This window comes from Blautia sp. HCP28S3_G10 (genome assembly GCF_052065235.1).
Lineage (GTDB): Bacteria > Bacillota > Clostridia > Lachnospirales > Lachnospiraceae > Blautia_A.
Map to the genome: position 1 here is coordinate 1 of NZ_JBQHUL010000015.1, position 17198 is coordinate 17198.

Genomic DNA, 17198 nt, shown 5'->3' on the forward strand with positions numbered 1-17198 from the left:
TTGGCTATGGGGTAAACCATAGCGTTTTTTTGTAATATAATTAGAAATTACAAGAAAAATTATAAAAGAAGAACTCCCACCTTAAAAAAATGGGAGTTTTTCAGTGCCCTTCATTTTTGTTGTTTTTCATCATTCTCATAATCATACCTCGTTCTTTCTTTTCTTATCCGATCCTATTAATACTTACGTGAATTGATAAGATGGATATTTTATTTACTGGTTCTTTAATAATTCATATTTGATAATATGGATTATTAATAGTGATGGATTTTCCAATATGGGATTACCCATATCTGGTTTTCCTGTTTTCTGATATCTGGAGATAGGAATTTCCTATGACCTGATTGTCCCAAATTGGACTATCCACCTTTAGGCTCTTCTCATCTCCATTCAATCATTTTCTTCTCCTAATGGAACTTCCCGGATAATATATTCGGTATTTCCATAAAAGCCATATTCGTTACGCAATCTGTGACGTTCCACATATCCATGATGCTCTAATTCCTTAATTGCGGAACGAACAGAATCAATTCCATCTCTGCTCAATGTTGCCAGTCCCTGCATGTTATAATTCCAATCGTCTGGTAGGCTTAACATCAGCGACAATAAGCCTTTCGCTTTCAATGTCAGATTCTTATTCTTGAAATGGTGATTACTCATTACCGTATAATTCTTAGTTCTCTCCACACGAAAAATCTGTGCCAAGCTCCTCACCTCCTTATGAAAAAAGACACAAATCAATTTTCATGACCTGTGCCTTTTCCTTCATTTATTCTGTTTATTTATTATTTCATTAAACGTAAATCAGTTCTTCTAAAATGATTTCCTCTGCGATTGCTCTGTGTTTGTTAGCAGCCCTTACCCAAGCCATCTGGTCAACCCCTTTCTCTGGCAATGGATCACTTTTTTCCAGCTCTCTCAGGATAATCTCTTCCCGTTTCCTTGCCGCCTGGTCAATCTCCAGAAGATGTTCTCCTATTGTGTCCTATAAAAGCATTACCTGATATTTCGCCCGTTTATGATTTTTCAAATAATCTCTGCGGAGAAATCCATATTTTCCAAGTTGTGTCATCTGTTCTCCGGATTTATACTCCAGTTCTGGAAGCAAATATCCGTTTACATTCCTATAATTCAGTTCCATAGCTTCTTCACACTCCATTTCGTAATCATATATTGCGTCACCATCGTCTGACGTTAACTTTCTCCCAAAAATGGGAAAAAGTCTTTCTCTATAATACCTAATGCACATTACTTTTCCTATTCTTCTGTGCCCACCCTTTGAGTAACTTTTCAATCAAGTCTGCCTGTTGAGCCGGCGTATAATCTGCCGGGAAATACTTTCCGATCCGCTCAAGTGGGATTTTGATTTGTTCCCTCTGGTTCGGCTTGATTTCCTCCAAAATTTCGTAAATCATATCCATATCAAGACATTTTTGTTGGCTCATCCGCTTTAACCGGTTCGCCTGCGAAATGTTTGGGACACACTGTTCCAGTTCCATCACAGCATGAAGTTCATACTGTTCTGCTTCCGTCAGGAAGGAAATTTCCACCGCTGAACGAATTGCAAGCAGCTCCCGGTCAACCATATCCAAAATCTTTGGAATCAATTTTGTCAGACGGATATATCTTTTAATCTGTGTCACACTTTCCCCCACCATCCGGGCAAGCTGTTCATTGCTGCGATTGTTTTCCATATACTTCGATCCCAATGGGTCCGAAGTCATATCATCTACTCTGCCTTGATGTTTCATTGCTTCTAGTCGCATCTTATAGGCAAATGCCTTTTCACTCGGCAGAATTTTTTCTCTTTGGAGATTACTGTCTACCATCGCAATGATTGACTGGTCATCGTCCAAATCACGGATAATGGCTGGCACTTCTTCCATACCTGCCCATATGGCTGCCGCCTTTCTTCTGTGTCCTGCGATAATTTCATAACCGTCACCATCCGTATTATGGCGGATTAACAGCGGAACCAGAACCCCTTCCTTTTCCATGCTTTGGCGTAATTCAAACAATTCCTGATTTTGCTCCACCTTAAAAGGATGGTCTTTAAAATCATGAAGTTCTGAAACCTTTACCAGAACAATACCTGCACCCGACTCGTAATCCTTTGATGAACACATTACTCTTTTCTTTGTCATCTCAATTATCCTCCATTTAATCTGAATAAAAGAAAAGGACTCTTACCTCTCAGAAATTCTGAAAAACAAGCGTCCTTTTGACTGTTTTAACGATATTCAAATAAAAATGAAATTTTCTTTTTCATGTGTCCACTCATACCAGATGCAGAACTACCGATACCTCGATTCCGTCCATAATCTGCTTTTTTCGTCCCTGTTTACCTGTAGGTGCGAAACTCATATATCTCGCAAAGTGCCTAAAACAAAGGACTTCTACGAATTCACCCGATGTAGACAACATACCGTCTCCACATGCACCGTCTGAGGGAATTGGTCCACTCCGCAAACTTTTAGGAGTTCATATCCATGATCGCAAAGATATCTCAGATCACGTGCCAGTGTTGCACTGTCACAGCTTACATAAACAACTCTTTCCGGATGCATCTTAAGGATTGTCTGAAGAAGAACTTCGTCACAACCTTTACGAGGTGGGTCAACTACGATCACATCTGCATAAACACCATTTTTTTCGTATTCCTTCGGAAGCACTTCTTCTGCTTTTCCTACAAAAAATTCCACATTACTGATATTATTCAGTCTGGCGTTACGTCTGGCATCTTCAATAGCTGCCGGAACAATTTCCACGCCCCGGACAAATTTTGCCTTCTGCGCCAGAAACAGCGAAATCGTACCAATTCCGCAGTACAGATCCCATACTGTCTCTTTTCCATGAAGATCCGCATATTCCAGAGCTTTGGAATACAGCTTCCATGTCTGGCGTGGATTCACCTGAAAAAATGACAACGGTGAAATTTCATAGGATATATCTCCGATTTTATCTGTAATATAAGCCTGTCCCCAGAGAACTTTTACAAGATTTCCGAGAATTACATTGTTTCGTTTCTTATTAACATTCAGACAGATACTGGTCATTCCTTCAAGTTCACACAAAGAATCAACCAGTTCTGTTTCATGAGGAATCTGCGTTCCGTTTATCACAAGACAGACCATTATCTCATCTGTAAAAAATCCATATCTGATAAAAATGTGACGCACAAGTCCCTTTCCTGTTACTTCATCATAAGGTTCAATGTGAAACTTTTCCATATGAGAAATCACTCTATCAAGAATATCTTTATTTACTTTCACACCCAGAGCACAGTCTCTGTTTTCGATAATAGAATGAGTACGGCCTGCATAAAACCCGGCAATAATTTTGCCATCTTTATTTCTTCCCACAGGAAACTGAGCTTTATTACGGTAACGGTAAGGCTCTTCCATACCAATGACCGGTTCCATTGGGATATCTGTAAATCCGCCAATACGTTCCAGATGACCCTGAAGTTTTTTTGCTTTAAAAGAAAGCTGCTCCTGATAATTCAGTGCCTGAAGCTGACAGCCGCCACACTGACGGGCAGACGGACATGCCGGCTCAACCCTGTACGGTGATGGTTTCAATATCTCCATCAGGCGTCCGTATCCGTAATTTTTTTTTGCTTTTATGATCTTTGCTGTTACAACATCCCCGATCACCGCATCCTTTACAAAAACAGTGAAGCCATCAGCTTTGCCAATGCCTTCACCATCTGTTCCGCAGTCTACGATTTCCAGGGTTACCATATCATTTTTACGATATTCCATGGAATCAGAAATCTCCTGTTCTTCTAAGATTAGATTCAAAAAGTCTGTTATATCCCAGCCATTCTTTTTTGCCTTTGTCGTTGGCAAAAATTTCTGTAAGTGTTTCCATACGTGCATCTGTATTATCAGCAAGATTCAGAGCCACCGCCTCTGCAAGAGCCGGTTTTTTGGGAGAACCATATTCCAGTTCACCATGATGTGCAAGAATACAGTGTACAAGCTGATTCTCCAGATTTACAGGAAAATCAGGAATTTCTTTTGCCAGGTCATGAATCATCTGTGCTCCGATAATAATATGTCCGAGAAGCTGACCCTCATCTGTATAGTCATTCAGAGGAAAAGAAGACAATTCTTTTGTTTTGCCCACATCATGTAAAAGAGATGCCGTGATCAAAAGATCTCTGTTCAGAAGCGGGTATGCACCAGCCATATATTCGCAGAGTCTTGTCACACTTAAAGTATGTTCCATCAGACCACCTATGAAGCCATGATGAACGGTTTTTGCTGCTGAATGTTCCTGAAATGATTTTACAAACTCTTTATTCTCTACAAAAAGCATATTTAAAAGTTTTGACAGATATTCGTTTTTTATGCTTTTTATAAATGTGAGCAGCTGCTGATACATATCATCTGTACTGTTCTCGCTGACAGGAAGATAATCTGCAGGATCATATTCTCCTTCCAAAGCTTTGCGGACACGTTTGATGTTAAGCTGCATTGCGCCGGCAAAACTGGTCACATCTCCCACAATATCTATATAATCCAGGGCATCAAAATCATCAATTCCCAGTGAGTTTGGATCCCAGATTTTTCCATCTATGACTCCTGTCTTATCCTGAATGATCAGATTTTCGTATGGTTTGCCGTTTTTGGTTACAGCAGGTTGTTTCTGTTTGCAGAGATAGATTCCGTTGATTCTGTCTCCCTCATGTAATTCATTAATAAAGCGCATTGTTTCTGCCTTTCTATTTTTCTTTTATGGATATGTTTAAACTCACATCCACATATTCCCCTGACGGATTTCTGCGATATACATCTATTGTAGTCCTTGTTCCAACCTTTATGGACTGAAGCTTTCCGGAATATTCTTCCATAGTAACAATTTCAGTATTCCCCAGTTTATGTACAATATCTCCACTCTGAATTCCGGCTGTCATTGCCGGGGAATTTTCTTCTACACTGTTTACATATATTCCACGGGGAATTTCAAGGTTAGCCGACTTAAACTTCGATATCGTTACACCCTGTATCCCAATATAACATATTTTCTGCCGGTTCGCCAGTGTTTCCAGTAATGAACTTATCTGAGATACCGGAACTGCACGTATCACATCTGATAATTCATTTTCAGGCTGACAGATCACACCTATAACTTTTCCTTCCAGGTTCAGAATCACACCGTCACCTTCATCGCTTCCGACCATATCTGTAGAAAACAGCGTATATTCCTCATCTGCTGTCTCCAGTCTACCGGAAACAGATGTAACAGTTCCTGAAACAAGAGAATCATAATTGCCTTCCGGGCTTCCTATTGCAATTACCGGCTGCATCTGTTCTATTTTTCCTGATAAATCCAGTGAAGCTGCCGGAATTTCTTTTATATCTGCCGAATCCAGACTTTCTGCCGGCACACGCAGTACCATGAAACTCGTTCTCGCATCCTTCTTGCATAATATTCCATCCGCTGAACTGCCATTCGAAAATGTGACTCTATATTTTTCTGACTCTTTTTCATTACGGGATACTGTCAAAATATAAAAAGCATCATCATTTTTCAAAAACACTATGCCTTCTTCATCACCATTATTCAAAAATGAGTCATCCGGAAAATCTGTATCTTCACTCAGTGACTCTACACGAACCAGTGCTTTTCTGGGCTCCTTTGAAGCTTCAAGTATCCGTGACTGTACAGTATTCTCTGTACGTTCTGTTTTTTCTGTCAAAACCGATACATCAGCTGCGGAGGTTTTTTCTTCTGTATCCGTCTTTTTTTCTGATGGAGTTATTGTCACAGCAACTTTTGTATCACAGGAATTATCCAGATTTCTGAAAACTCTTGGATATAACAGCATCACAGTAAAAACTGCACATACACCAAATGCAATTCCACAGGCTGATGCCAGCAGCAGCTTCTCCGCAATCCTTTTTTTGTTTATCGGAGGTTCTTTAATTGTTTCCTTTATAAATGTATGTTCATTCTGAGAAAAATTTCTATCATTACGGTCAACCATATATTTTCTCCTGTATATTCCAACTCATAATATAGATAATTCTACTGGATTTTTATGAACTTTTTATGAATGAAAAATCACTTTTTCCTTTTCATTAAAGAAGAAATCATGTAAAATAGAATTCGTGAAAATACAAGAAAGAACTTGTGTGCGATTTGTACATAAGGAGGAAAAAATGAATCAAAAAGCTTTAATTACTTTAGAATACTCAAAAATCATAGATAAACTTACGGACAAAGCTTCTTCCCCCATGGGAAAAAATCTCTGCCGTAATCTTGAACCGTATACAGATCTTACGCAGATCCGTATGATGCAGATGCAGACCCGTGATGCACTGACGAGGCTCTTCCAGAAAGGATCCATTTCTTTTGGCAGTGTCAAAGATGTTCGTGGTTCTCTGAAACGCCTGGAAATCGGAAGTTCCCTTGGTATTCCTGAAATCCTTGCTGTTTGCGGACTTCTGGAAAACACTTCCCGTGTAAAAGCATACTCGCGTAAAGACAGAAGTGACGCACCGTCTGACTGTCTGGACAATATGTTCGAGGATCTTTCTCCACTGACTCCACTTGTAACTGAAATACGCAGATGCATTATTTCCGAAGAAGAGATCAGCGACGATGCAAGTCCTGCGCTTCGTCAGATCCGCAGAAATATGAAAATCACCAATGACAGGATTCATACACAACTTAATGATCTTGTAAACGGCGGTGCACGGAATTATCTTCAGGATTCTGTTATTACCATGCGAAACGGACGCTACTGTATCCCTGTAAAAGCAGAATACAAAGGACAGGTTCCTGGAATGATCCATGATCAGTCCTCCACAGGTGCAACCCTTTTTATCGAGCCAATGTCCGTCGTCAAACTGAATAATGATATCCGTGAGCTTGAACTTCAGGAACAGAAAGAAATCGAAGTCATTCTCGCTTCTCTCAGCGAACAGATTGCAGTTGAACGTGATGCCATTGCCCTGGATTTTGAAACCATGGTTCAGCTTGATTTTATTTTTGCAAGAGCCGGACTGGCTATGGATATGAATGCGACAGAACCAGTATTTAACAGCGAAGGCCGCATCCATCTCAAAAAAGCCCGTCACCCTCTCATCAGTAAGAAATCTGTAGTACCTATTGATATATGGCTGGGAGATACCTTTGACCTTCTGATCGTTACAGGACCGAACACAGGTGGTAAAACTGTTTCTCTGAAAACAGTCGGTCTTCTTACCCTGATGGGACAGTCCGGTCTCCACATTCCTGCTCTGGACCGCAGTGAACTGGCACTTTTTGAAGAAGTTTACGCAGATATCGGAGATGAACAGAGTATTGAACAGTCTCTCAGTACTTTTTCTTCTCATATGACCAACACTGTATCCTTCCTTAATAAAGCAGATGAACACTCCCTCGTTCTTTTTGATGAACTTGGTGCAGGAACGGATCCTACAGAAGGGGCTGCTCTTGCTATTTCGATTTTATCTTTTCTGCATGAAAAAGGTATCAGGACCATGGCAACAACTCACTATAGTGAACTGAAAGTCTATGCGCTTTCTACTCCGGGAGTTGAAAATGCCTGCTGTGAATTTGATGTGGAGACGCTTCGGCCTACGTACCATCTGCTCATTGGTGTTCCCGGCAAAAGTAATGCTTTTGCCATCTCCTCTAAGCTTGGTATTCCGGATTCTATTATCCAGAAAGCCAGAGAACAAATCAGTGAACAGGACGAATCCTTCGAAGATGTACTTTCTTCTCTTGAACAGAGCCGTATTACTATTGAAAATGAACGCCATGAAATTGCCCGCTATAAAAATGAAATCGAACAGCTGAAAAAACAATTAGAAAACAAACAGGAAAAACTTGATGTCCAACGCGACCGTATCATTCGCCAGGCCAATGAAGAGGCTCATAAAACCCTTCAGGAAGCCAAGGATTACGCTGACCAGACAATGAAACTTTTCCATAAATTCCAGAAAGCGGCTGTTGACACCTCTGCTGTAGAACGTGAACGTCAGGAACTGCGTAAACGACTTAATAAGACTGAACAGAAGATGTCCGAACCTGTAGTTAAGAAAAAGCCCAAGAAACAACTGACAGCCAAAGACCTTCATATCGGCGACGCAGTCAGAGTTCTCAGTATGAATCTGAAGGGAACTGTAAGCAGCCGCCCGGATTCCAGAGGATTTCTTTTTGTACAGATGGGTATTATCCGCTCCAAAGTCAGCATCTCTGATCTGGAGCTTATTGATGAACCAGTCATCACAACTACTTCATTTCAGAAAACTGGTGCAGGTAAAATCCGTATGTCAAAATCTTCCAGCGTTTCGATGGAGATCAATCTTCTTGGAAAAACTGTTGATGAAGCAATTGCCGAGCTGGACAAATATCTGGATGACGCATATCTCGCCCATCTCAAAACTGTCCGTATTGTTCATGGCAAAGGAACCGGTGCACTCCGTAAGGGTGTCCATAATTATCTCAAACGTCAGAAACATGTACAATCCTTCCGTCTTGGTGAATTTGGCGAAGGAGATGCCGGCGTAACAATTGTAGAATTCAAAAAATAGGAGGGCATTATGGTCACAAAACAAAAAATACTGATCATAGATGATGACAACAATATTGCAGAACTGATTTCTTTATACCTCACAAAAGAATGTTTTGAAACAAAAATCGTAAACGACGGAGAACAGGCACTGAAAGAATTTCATCTGTTTCAGCCTGATCTCCTTCTCCTGGATCTGATGCTGCCCGGAATCGATGGCTATCAGGTCTGTCGGGAGATCCGGCATATCTCCGATGTTCCTATCATCATGCTTTCTGCAAAAGGAGAAACTTTTGACAAGGTTCTTGGACTGGAACTTGGAGCTGATGATTATATAATCAAACCTTTTGATACTAAAGAACTTGTTGCAAGAGTCCGTGCTGTTCTGCGCCGTTTCAAAGTAAAACAGCCTTCTGCAAATCCAAATGAAAAATGTGTTTCCTACCCGGATCTTACTATCAACCTGACAAATTATTCTGTCACATATATGGGCAGACAGATTGATATGCCTCCGAAGGAACTGGAACTGCTTTATTTTCTTGCTTCTTCGCCGAATCAGGTATTTACACGTGAGCAGCTTCTGGATCATATATGGGGATATGAATATATCGGTGACACACGTACGGTAGACGTACACATAAAACGTCTTCGCGAAAAGATCAAAGATCATCCACAGTGGTGTCTTGCTACTGTATGGGGAATTGGTTATAAATTTGAGGTTCGAAAATGAAAGCCCGTTTGTCTTTTAAATTCCTGTTTTCATACCTGCTTCTTGGTTTTGCCAGCTTTCTGACCGTTACTTCCGTCGGCTCCTATATGATGGAATATCATCTGGAAAAACTGATAAGCAGACAGTTATATCAGTCTGCTCACAATATTGCAGAAAACGAGCTTGTCAAAAAAAACATTTCCTCTACAAACATTGATTCCATCCGTGATGATATTCTTTTGGCAGCCGGAAACTCATCATCTGTAATCTGGATTATCAACAGTAATGGTAAGATCATTCTCAGCAGCCGAAAAGACAGGCTCTCCGATAATCCAATTGATTTTTCCAGTTTTGATCCGGCTTCCTGGGGAAGCAATTATTATCAGATTGGAGATTTCTATGGATATTTTGATGATACCCGCCTGAGTACAATCGCACCGATCACTGATAACATGGTTACAAAAGGCTATGTCGCCATTCATTATCTTATGAGCGATCTGTATCAGCGACGTGGCGGACTTTTACTCATTGTTCAGATTTTGTTTTTTATCATATATATTATATTTGGCATATTGCTGATATTTTTCAGGTATCACATTTCAAAGCCACTCAGGCAGATTACTGATGGAGTATCCGAATTTACCAATGGAAATCTTTCTTATCGGATTCCGGTCAGTTCTGATGATGAAATGGGTTATCTTTCACAGAGCCTGAATTACATGGCTGACAAACTGAACCGTAACGGTGAATACCAGCGACAGTTTATTTCAAATATCTCCCATGATTTCCGCTCCCCTCTGACTTCAATCAAGGGATATGTTGAAGCAATGCTTGACGGTACCATTCCCGTGGAAATGCAGGAAAAATACCTCAAAATTATTTCTTTTGAAGCAGACCGGCTGGAAAAGCTCACCCGCGGGCTTCTGACACTTAATGAACTGGACATCCAGAAACGAATGCTTAATATACAGAAATTTGATATAAATGCTGTTATCAAAACCACAGCAGCCAGCTTTGAGGGATCCTGTACAACCAGAAATATTCTTCTGGAACTGATACTTTCCGGAAGGGAATTATATGTACGTGCTGACATGGAACAGATTCAGCAGGTACTGTATAACCTTCTGAACAATGCAATCAAATTCAGCCCGGATAATTCTACGATCACCATCGAAACAACAGAACGCAATGATAAAATTTTCGTATCTGTGAAAGACCACGGTATCGGAATTCCAAAATCCAGTATTCATAAAATCTGGGAACGTTTTTATAAAATCGATACTTCCCGCGGCAAAGATCAAAAAGGAACAGGCCTTGGGCTGGCAATCGTAAAAGAAATCATAAATGCCCACGGTCAGAATATTAATGTGATCAGCACTGAAGGTGTTGGATCTAATTTTGTGTTTACGTTAGAAAAGGTCAAGTAGAACCATAAGTTCTGCTTGACCTTTTGTTATATCTTACCAGTGATGATGATGCAGCTGTCCTTCCATCTGCATATGACTGAAATTATCCTGTCTCAGTGCTTCATATAATACAATTGCAACTGAATTACTGAGATTCAGGGATCGTATCTTCTCAAGCATTGGAATCCTGATACACTGCTCTTTATTTTCCATAAGAATTTCTTCCGGAATTCCTGCACTCTCTTTTCCAAACATAATGTAGCAGTCTTCTTCATAATGAACATCTGTGTAAGTCTGAAGTCCCTTGGTAGTTGCATAATAAATTTTTGCCCCCGGGTTTTTCTGGAGAAAATCCTCATAATCCAGATATGTAGTAACATCCAGATCTTTCCAGTAATCCATTCCTGCACGTTTGATCGCTTTTTCGCTGAGAGAAAATCCCAGTGGTTCTATTAGATGAAGCTTCGTTCCTGTTGCTACACAGGTTCTTCCGATATTACCCGTATTTGCCGGAATTTCAGGTTCCAGCAGTACAATATTTAACTTCGCCATGTTATATGTTTCCTTCCTGATTGTCTTTTCCCGGAATTCTTCCCGAAGATTTCCACTGATTTCCCCATGGAAGTTTCGTAATTTCATCCTGCGACGGTCTTTCCAGATATCTGGTCAGTTCACCACTTTTCAGCAATCGATCATTCCCCTGCACTGCTTTTCCAATAACAGCAGCCCTGATTCCCGCTTCCATAAAAGCACTGACTGTTTCCTGCCCATCCGGACACCCCAGCAAAATACAGCCTCCGGCAAGCAATTTATACGGATCCAGATCAAAATGTTCACAGATTTCTATTGTTTCCTGCCTTACCGGAATTTTCCGAAGATCAGCTCTAAGTCCCACGCCTGATACTTCTGCCATTTTCCAGATGGCTGCAAGAATACCACCTGTCCCCGGCTGACATACAGCTGAAATCTTCTCTTCCCTGATTATCTCCCTGAAATCAAATTTCGGCTCACGTACAGCATTCCACAGAAAACCCTCTGAAAAAAATTTTCGAAGAAAATCTTTTTCATTTCTGACAAGCAGAACCGTTCCCTCAAAACCCACCGGCCCTGCAACAACCAGATCATCTCCACTACACAGCTTTCCTGTAATTTCTTTCTGCAATATTTCCATTGCCTTCTGTCCAAGTTTCATGTAATACCTCCGGTTACTGCATAATAGACAGAATACTCGGTACTACCATTGCTACTACAAGGATAATTGCAATAACTGCGGCAATAACTTTACGGTTCTTTGGATTGAAAAAGCCCATAATTTCCTCCTTAACACCAACTCAATTCGATTTCTTCTGTATGCGCGTTATTTGAAAGCGGATCTCTCCTGTCATAATCAAACAACACCGCTTTGCCATTTCTGAATACTTCAATATATGCCGTTTTCGAAACTTTATTTTCTTTCCGATATTTCCAGACTACTGTCTCGAATGGTTTCTGATCAGACGCAAACTCCGGCCGCTTTTTCAGACGCTCTCTGAGATAAAGATCAAATACCATGTATTCTGATGTCTGTTCACATTCTATATCTGTTTTTTCCTGCAGGAATTCAAGAAGTATTTCATATCTTCTCATACGTGAATGTGAAATCTCACTGTATCCTTTTTCCTCATAAAATTCTCCAAGTTTTTCATAGAAAACAAAAGGATCCTCGAATTGAGGAATCAGATACTTAAGAGTATGCAGAAACTGACCACTGTTATAATAGACTTCTACCATGCTCTCAACCATCTTCAGTTTAAGGATTTCTTCATAAGTAAGCCATCTGGTAGAAAGTACTTCATATGGTTCTCTGTCTTTATAGAGTATATCATATCCCGGAGCTTCCTGATACATCAGTGAACCTTTAAGCACCTTAAGGAATCCCAGTTGAAGCTGATCAGGTTCCATTTTATATACTTCATTAAAAGAATGATGAAAACTGTCATAATCTTCCCATGGAAGACCTGCAATAAGATCAAGATGCTGATGTATATTACGAAAACTGTGCACTTTTGACACAGCTTTTCTTAATTTGTCCAGGTCCATATGTCTGTGAATAGCGCGAATTGTATCCTGATTGACAGATTGGACACCTATTTCTAACTGAATAAGACCCGGACGCATTTTTTCCATAAGTGCAAGCTCATCTTCTCTCAGAAGATCTGCTGAAACTTCAAAATGAAAATTTGTAATTCCATTATCGTGTTCCAGAATATAACTCCAGATTTCCATTGCATGCTCATGTTTGCAGTTAAATGTGCGGTCAACAAATTTCACCTGAGGAACCTTATTATCCAGGAAAAACTGAAGTTCTTTTTTTACAAGGGCAAGATCACGAAACCTGAGTTTTTTATCTACAGACGACAGACAATAGCTGCATGAAAAAGGACAGCCTCTGCTACTCTCATAATAAATAATCCTGTTTTCAAATTCTTTTAGATTTTTGTAGGCAAAAGGAATCTCACTGAGATTCATCAGTTCTCTCCAGCCGTTGTTTACAATTCTGTCTCCATCACGAAAAGCAATTCCCGAAATATCAGCAAGCTGTCCGTTTCCGTCTACATAAAATCTGGTCAGTTCAAAAAATGTTTTCTCTCCCTCTCCTATCATGATTCCCTTCATGTACGGTACATTTTCAAGGATTTTTACCGCATCATAGGAAACTTCCGGTCCCCCTGCCCAGAAAGCAGTATCCGGAAGTATTTTGTGAAGATCAGCCAGAAGTTCCTTTACAAAAGAAATATTCCATATATAGCAGGAAAAGCAGACAACGTCTGCTCTGCTGCTGTAAATGTCTTTAAGTATTTCATCTTTTGGCTGATTGATCGTATATTCCCTGAGCAGCACATGGTCTCCGTAAGAAGACGCATATGCTTTCAGATTATATACTGCAAGATTTGAATGTATATATTTTGCGTTACACGCTGCCAGTAATATTTTCATCCTGTTCTGCAGTCAAAACTGCTTAATCCTCCAGAAGTTTTTTCAATGTATCCTTTGGTGTAAGGCCAATAAGGCGCTGAACCTCTTTGCCGTCTTTAAATATAAGCAGTGTAGGAATACTCATGATTTTGAACTGCTGTGCAAGGCCAGGCTCCTGATCTACATCAATTTTACCTACATTATAGCCTTCCTGTGCCAGTTCTTCCACGATAGGTCCCTGTCTCATGCACGGGCCACACCATGTTGCCCAGAAATCAAGCAGTATCGGTTTCTGAGCCTGAAGAACCTCCTGTTCGAAATTGTCTGATGTTATTGTTTTTGCCATATCTAATTCTCCTTTTTTGTACTGATAACCAGTATTTCCCGTTTTTTAGAATTATCAGAGTGTATTTCTCTGACGGACATATCTGCCTGCACTTATACCTGCCATACTGCCTTCATAAACCGCTTTTGAAACCTGAAGCAGACCGCCAGTACAGTCACCTGCCGCAAACAGTCCTGGAATTGTCGATGCCATTTCTCTGTCTACTTTAATGTTACCCTTTTCGGTGAGTTCAGCTCCCATCTGACGGGCAATTTCTGTGCTTCCCGCTGTACCAAGTGCAACAAAAATACCATCTGCCGGATAAAAGGAATCTGCTTTTGTCCCTTCCTCCTGCGCAGTCAGATCATTCTCCACAAGAATTCCGGACACTCTGTCCGTTCCTTCTATTGACTGAATCTTCATAGTGTTTACACTGATTGATGATTTTTTGGAAAATTTCGGTTCTTTACCGTCTGTATAAATTGTCACACCTGCCGCAACATTACCCAGTGTTTCAGCCTCATGAAGTGCAAAATCACTGTTTCCAAGAACTGCAACTTCTTTTCCTCTGTAAAAAAACGCATCACAGACAGCACAGTAACTGACACCTTTTCCTTCAAACTTTCTGATTCCAGGAATCTTCGGTGCAGTTCGTTTACTGCCTGTTGCCAGAATTATACTGACTGTATCGTAATCACCACCTGTTGTTTTTACTGTGAATGTATCAAACCCTTCCACACCAAGTACCTGGGCATTTACGATACGTACGCCAAGGGCTTTTGCCTGTTCAATACCTCTTTCATACAGTTCCTGTCCTGAAAGAGGTTTTTCAAGGCCATAATAATTTTCAATTTTTTCAGCTTTTTCCAGAGAACCAATCCCATTATCTATTACCAGTGGTTTAAGATTACCTCTTGCGGTATACAGTGCCGCTGATATTCCGGCCGGTCCTGCACCAATGATTACTACATTTTCCATTCTGACCACCATGCAAATACTGAGTTACTGTTCACTCCGTTCGCAGTAACCTGGTTCTTTCCTTTCTTACCAGTCATCATATTACAATTATCAGGAATTGTCCAGACTGATTTCAGACGATCTCGTCAAGAGAACAGATTTCTATGCCCTCATCCTGCAGTGCTGCACGTATTTTCTCAACAAAAGCCAGAGCTTTTTCACCATCACCATGAACGCAGACAGAATCCGCCTGAATTGGAATATCTTTACCTGTGATTGCTGTGACTTTTTTCTCTTTTATCATACGTACTACACGGCTGATTGCCAGAGTTTCATCTGTGATCATTGCTCCTTCTTTTCTTCTGTTTACAAGAGTTCCGTCTTCTTCATATGCACGGTCGGCAAAAACTTCCAACGCTGTTCGAAGTCCCATATCCTTTGCCGCATGTGCAAGTTCTCCACCGGAAAGTGCCAGAACGATCAGTTCCTGATCAAATTCTTTAATTGCTTCACAGATGGCTTTTGACAGTTCATAGTCTTTTGCTGCCATATTATACAGGGCTCCATGCGGTTTGACATGCTGCATTTTCAGTCCATTTATCCTGCAGAATGCATCAAGCGCTCCCAGCTGATATAAAGTATATGCTTTTGCTTCTTCCTGAGAAACGCTTAAATTTCTTCTGCCAAATCCCATAAGATCCGGAAATCCCGGATGTGCTCCTACACGGATTCCTGCTTCTTTTGCCATTGCAAGAGTCTTGTTCATAACAACAGGATCAGATGCATGATATCCGCAGGCAACATTTGCAGATGTGATCATCGGTATGATCTTATCATCCATTCCGATGGTATATCTTCCAAAACTTTCTCCAAGGTCACTATTTAAATCTACACGAAACATCTGACTGCCTCCATTTATTTAAAATTGAAACTATTCAGTACTCTCACAGTTACCACCAGCCGAATAGTTACTTGATATGCATAATACTCTCAATAAATCCTGTATCTGCTTTTCCTTCACAGAATACCGGATTTTTCATAATCTGATACTGGAAATCAAGATTCGTTTCTACTCCTATGATCAGCATTTCGTCAAGTGCCGAACGCATTTTCTGAAGTGCCGCTTCTCTGTCCGGTGCATGGACGATTACTTTTGCGATCATGGAATCATATTCTGACGGAATTCGGTATCCCGTATAAAGTCCTGTATCCACTCTTACACCATTTCCTGACGGAAGATGCAGATGTTGTACAACACCCGGGCTGGGCATGAAATTTTTCTCCGGGATTTCTGCATTGATTCTGCATTCGATCGCATGTCCGCGAAGCTGAATATCTTCCTGTCTGAAACTCAGCGGTTCACCCATGGCAACACGTATCTGTTCAATAATAAGATCAGTACCTGTTACCATCTCTGTCACACCATGTTCTACCTGGATTCTGGTGTTCATTTCCATGAAGAAGAACTCACCTTTCGGACTCACGATAAATTCAATTGTTCCGGCATTTGTATATCCGACGGTTTTTGCTGCAAGGACCGCATATTCATTCATTTTCTGTCTTGTTTCGTCCGATATTGCAGGGGATGGTGATTCCTCGATCAGTTTCTGGTGATTTCTCTGAACAGAACAGTCTCTATCTCCAAGTGCAACAACATTCCCAAAATTATCTGCCATAATCTGGATTTCCACATGACGCGGATTTTCTACAAAACGTTCAATGTACATTGTATCATCACCAAACGCATTTGCTGACTCTCTCTGTGCCATATTGAACTGAAATTCAAATTCGTCTGCATCCTTTGCCACACGCATGCCTTTGCCGCCGCCTCCGGAAGATGCCTTGATCATTACAGGATATCCGATTTCTTTTGCTAGTTCCAGTCCTGTTTCAGAATCATATACAGGGTCTTTTGTTCCAGGAACAACCGGAACACCAGCTTCCATCATTGTCTTACGTGCATGAGATTTATTTCCCATACGGTCAATGACATCTGCATCCGGTCCAATAAAAGTAATTCCGTTTTCTTTACATTTACGAACAAATTCACTGTTTTCTGACAGGAAGCCAAATCCCGGATGGATAGCATCTGCACCCATATTTCTGGCAGCCTGGATGATACGGTCCATGTTCAGATAATTGTTCCTGGCCGGCCCCTCACCTATACAGATTCTCTGATCAGCCAGCTGTACATGAAGACTTTTTGCATCTTCTTTAGTATATACAGCTACACTGCGGATTCCTATATTACGGCATGCACGGATAATGCGGACTGCAATTTCTCCACGGTTGGCAATTAAGATTTTGTTAAACACG

Annotated in this window: 15 protein-coding genes and 1 pseudogene; 3 read left to right on the forward strand and 13 right to left on the reverse strand. The window is 40.7% G+C overall.

All coding sequences use genetic code 11. The features are described from left to right. Positions 1 to 390 precede the first annotated feature (390 nt). The 6 genes and pseudogenes from ACTNB8_RS07750 to ACTNB8_RS07775 all read right to left on the reverse strand — a co-directional run bounded on the left by ACTNB8_RS07750 (position 391) and on the right by ACTNB8_RS07775 (position 5995). Entirely contained in the window at positions 391 to 705 is a 315-nt protein-coding gene (locus tag ACTNB8_RS07750) for a helix-turn-helix domain-containing protein (RefSeq protein WP_441053693.1), read from the reverse strand. 88 nt (positions 706 to 793) lie between these two features. Continuing rightward, a pseudogene (locus ACTNB8_RS07755) lies at positions 794 to 1249 on the reverse strand (TnpV protein). Beyond that, positions 1239 to 2144: a ParB/RepB/Spo0J family partition protein gene (locus ACTNB8_RS07760; protein ID WP_441053695.1), complete on the reverse strand. Its 906-nt coding sequence runs from the start codon at positions 2142 to 2144 to the stop codon at positions 1239 to 1241. The pseudogene ACTNB8_RS07755 and the gene ACTNB8_RS07760 overlap by 11 nt, the downstream one beginning before the upstream one ends. A 252-nt stretch (positions 2145 to 2396) precedes the next feature. Continuing rightward, complete coding sequence (gene rlmD / locus ACTNB8_RS07765; RefSeq protein WP_441053697.1) at positions 2397 to 3764, reverse strand: 23S rRNA (uracil(1939)-C(5))-methyltransferase RlmD; 1368 nt, start codon at positions 3762 to 3764, stop codon at positions 2397 to 2399. A gap of 4 nt (positions 3765 to 3768) precedes the next feature. After that, entirely contained in the window at positions 3769 to 4716 is a 948-nt protein-coding gene (locus ACTNB8_RS07770; RefSeq protein ID WP_441053698.1) for a 3'-5' exoribonuclease YhaM family protein, read from the reverse strand. A gap of 13 nt (positions 4717 to 4729) precedes the next feature. Then, entirely contained in the window at positions 4730 to 5995 is a 1266-nt protein-coding gene (locus ACTNB8_RS07775; protein ID WP_441053700.1) for a S1C family serine protease, read from the reverse strand. A 175-nt stretch (positions 5996 to 6170) separates the two neighbouring features. On the opposite strand from ACTNB8_RS07775, the gene ACTNB8_RS07780 reads away from it, so the two are divergent. From ACTNB8_RS07780 to ACTNB8_RS07790, 3 genes are read left to right on the forward strand one after another with little or no spacing between them, the layout of a single operon-like run. Beyond that, positions 6171 to 8552, forward strand: coding sequence for an endonuclease MutS2 (locus ACTNB8_RS07780; RefSeq protein ID WP_441053702.1), 2382 nt, complete (start codon positions 6171 to 6173; stop codon positions 8550 to 8552). Positions 8553 to 8561: 9 nt separating this feature from the next. Further along, entirely contained in the window at positions 8562 to 9260 is a 699-nt protein-coding gene (locus tag ACTNB8_RS07785) for a response regulator (RefSeq protein ID WP_441053704.1), read from the forward strand. Then, positions 9257 to 10666 carry a sensor histidine kinase gene (locus tag ACTNB8_RS07790; RefSeq protein ID WP_441053706.1) on the forward strand — a complete coding sequence of 470 codons (1410 nt, stop codon included), beginning with the start codon at positions 9257 to 9259 and terminating at the stop codon, positions 10664 to 10666. The genes ACTNB8_RS07785 and ACTNB8_RS07790 overlap by 4 nt, the downstream gene beginning before the upstream one ends. A gap of 33 nt (positions 10667 to 10699) precedes the next feature. Here ACTNB8_RS07790 and trmL read toward each other — a convergent pair whose 3' ends face one another. From trmL to accC, 7 genes are all read right to left on the reverse strand, one after another. Then, complete coding sequence (gene trmL / locus ACTNB8_RS07795) at positions 10700 to 11197, reverse strand: tRNA (uridine(34)/cytosine(34)/5-carboxymethylaminomethyluridine(34)-2'-O)-methyltransferase TrmL (RefSeq protein ID WP_441053708.1); 498 nt, start codon at positions 11195 to 11197, stop codon at positions 10700 to 10702. Between the two features lies 1 nt (position 11198). Continuing rightward, a complete protein-coding gene (locus tag ACTNB8_RS07800) occupies positions 11199 to 11837 on the reverse strand; it encodes an AIR synthase-related protein (RefSeq protein WP_441053710.1) in 639 nt (212 codons plus the stop codon). 128 nt (positions 11838 to 11965) lie between these two features. After that, complete coding sequence (locus tag ACTNB8_RS07805; protein ID WP_441053712.1) at positions 11966 to 13621, reverse strand: B12-binding domain-containing radical SAM protein; 1656 nt, start codon at positions 13619 to 13621, stop codon at positions 11966 to 11968. A 22-nt stretch (positions 13622 to 13643) separates the two neighbouring features. Then, entirely contained in the window at positions 13644 to 13946 is a 303-nt protein-coding gene (gene trxA, locus ACTNB8_RS07810; RefSeq protein ID WP_296158343.1) for a thioredoxin, read from the reverse strand. Positions 13947 to 14000: 54 nt separating this feature from the next. Further along, positions 14001 to 14903, reverse strand: coding sequence for an NAD(P)/FAD-dependent oxidoreductase (locus tag ACTNB8_RS07815; RefSeq protein WP_441053713.1), 903 nt, complete (start codon positions 14901 to 14903; stop codon positions 14001 to 14003). 112 nt (positions 14904 to 15015) lie between these two features. Further along, positions 15016 to 15783 carry a LamB/YcsF family protein gene (locus ACTNB8_RS07820; protein ID WP_441053715.1) on the reverse strand — a complete coding sequence of 256 codons (768 nt, stop codon included), beginning with the start codon at positions 15781 to 15783 and terminating at the stop codon, positions 15016 to 15018. 67 nt (positions 15784 to 15850) lie between these two features. Next, on the reverse strand, positions 15851 to 17197 hold the full coding sequence (gene accC / locus ACTNB8_RS07825) for an acetyl-CoA carboxylase biotin carboxylase subunit (protein ID WP_441053717.1): 1347 nt from the start codon (positions 17195 to 17197) through the stop codon (positions 15851 to 15853). Position 17198: the final 1 nt, after the last annotated feature.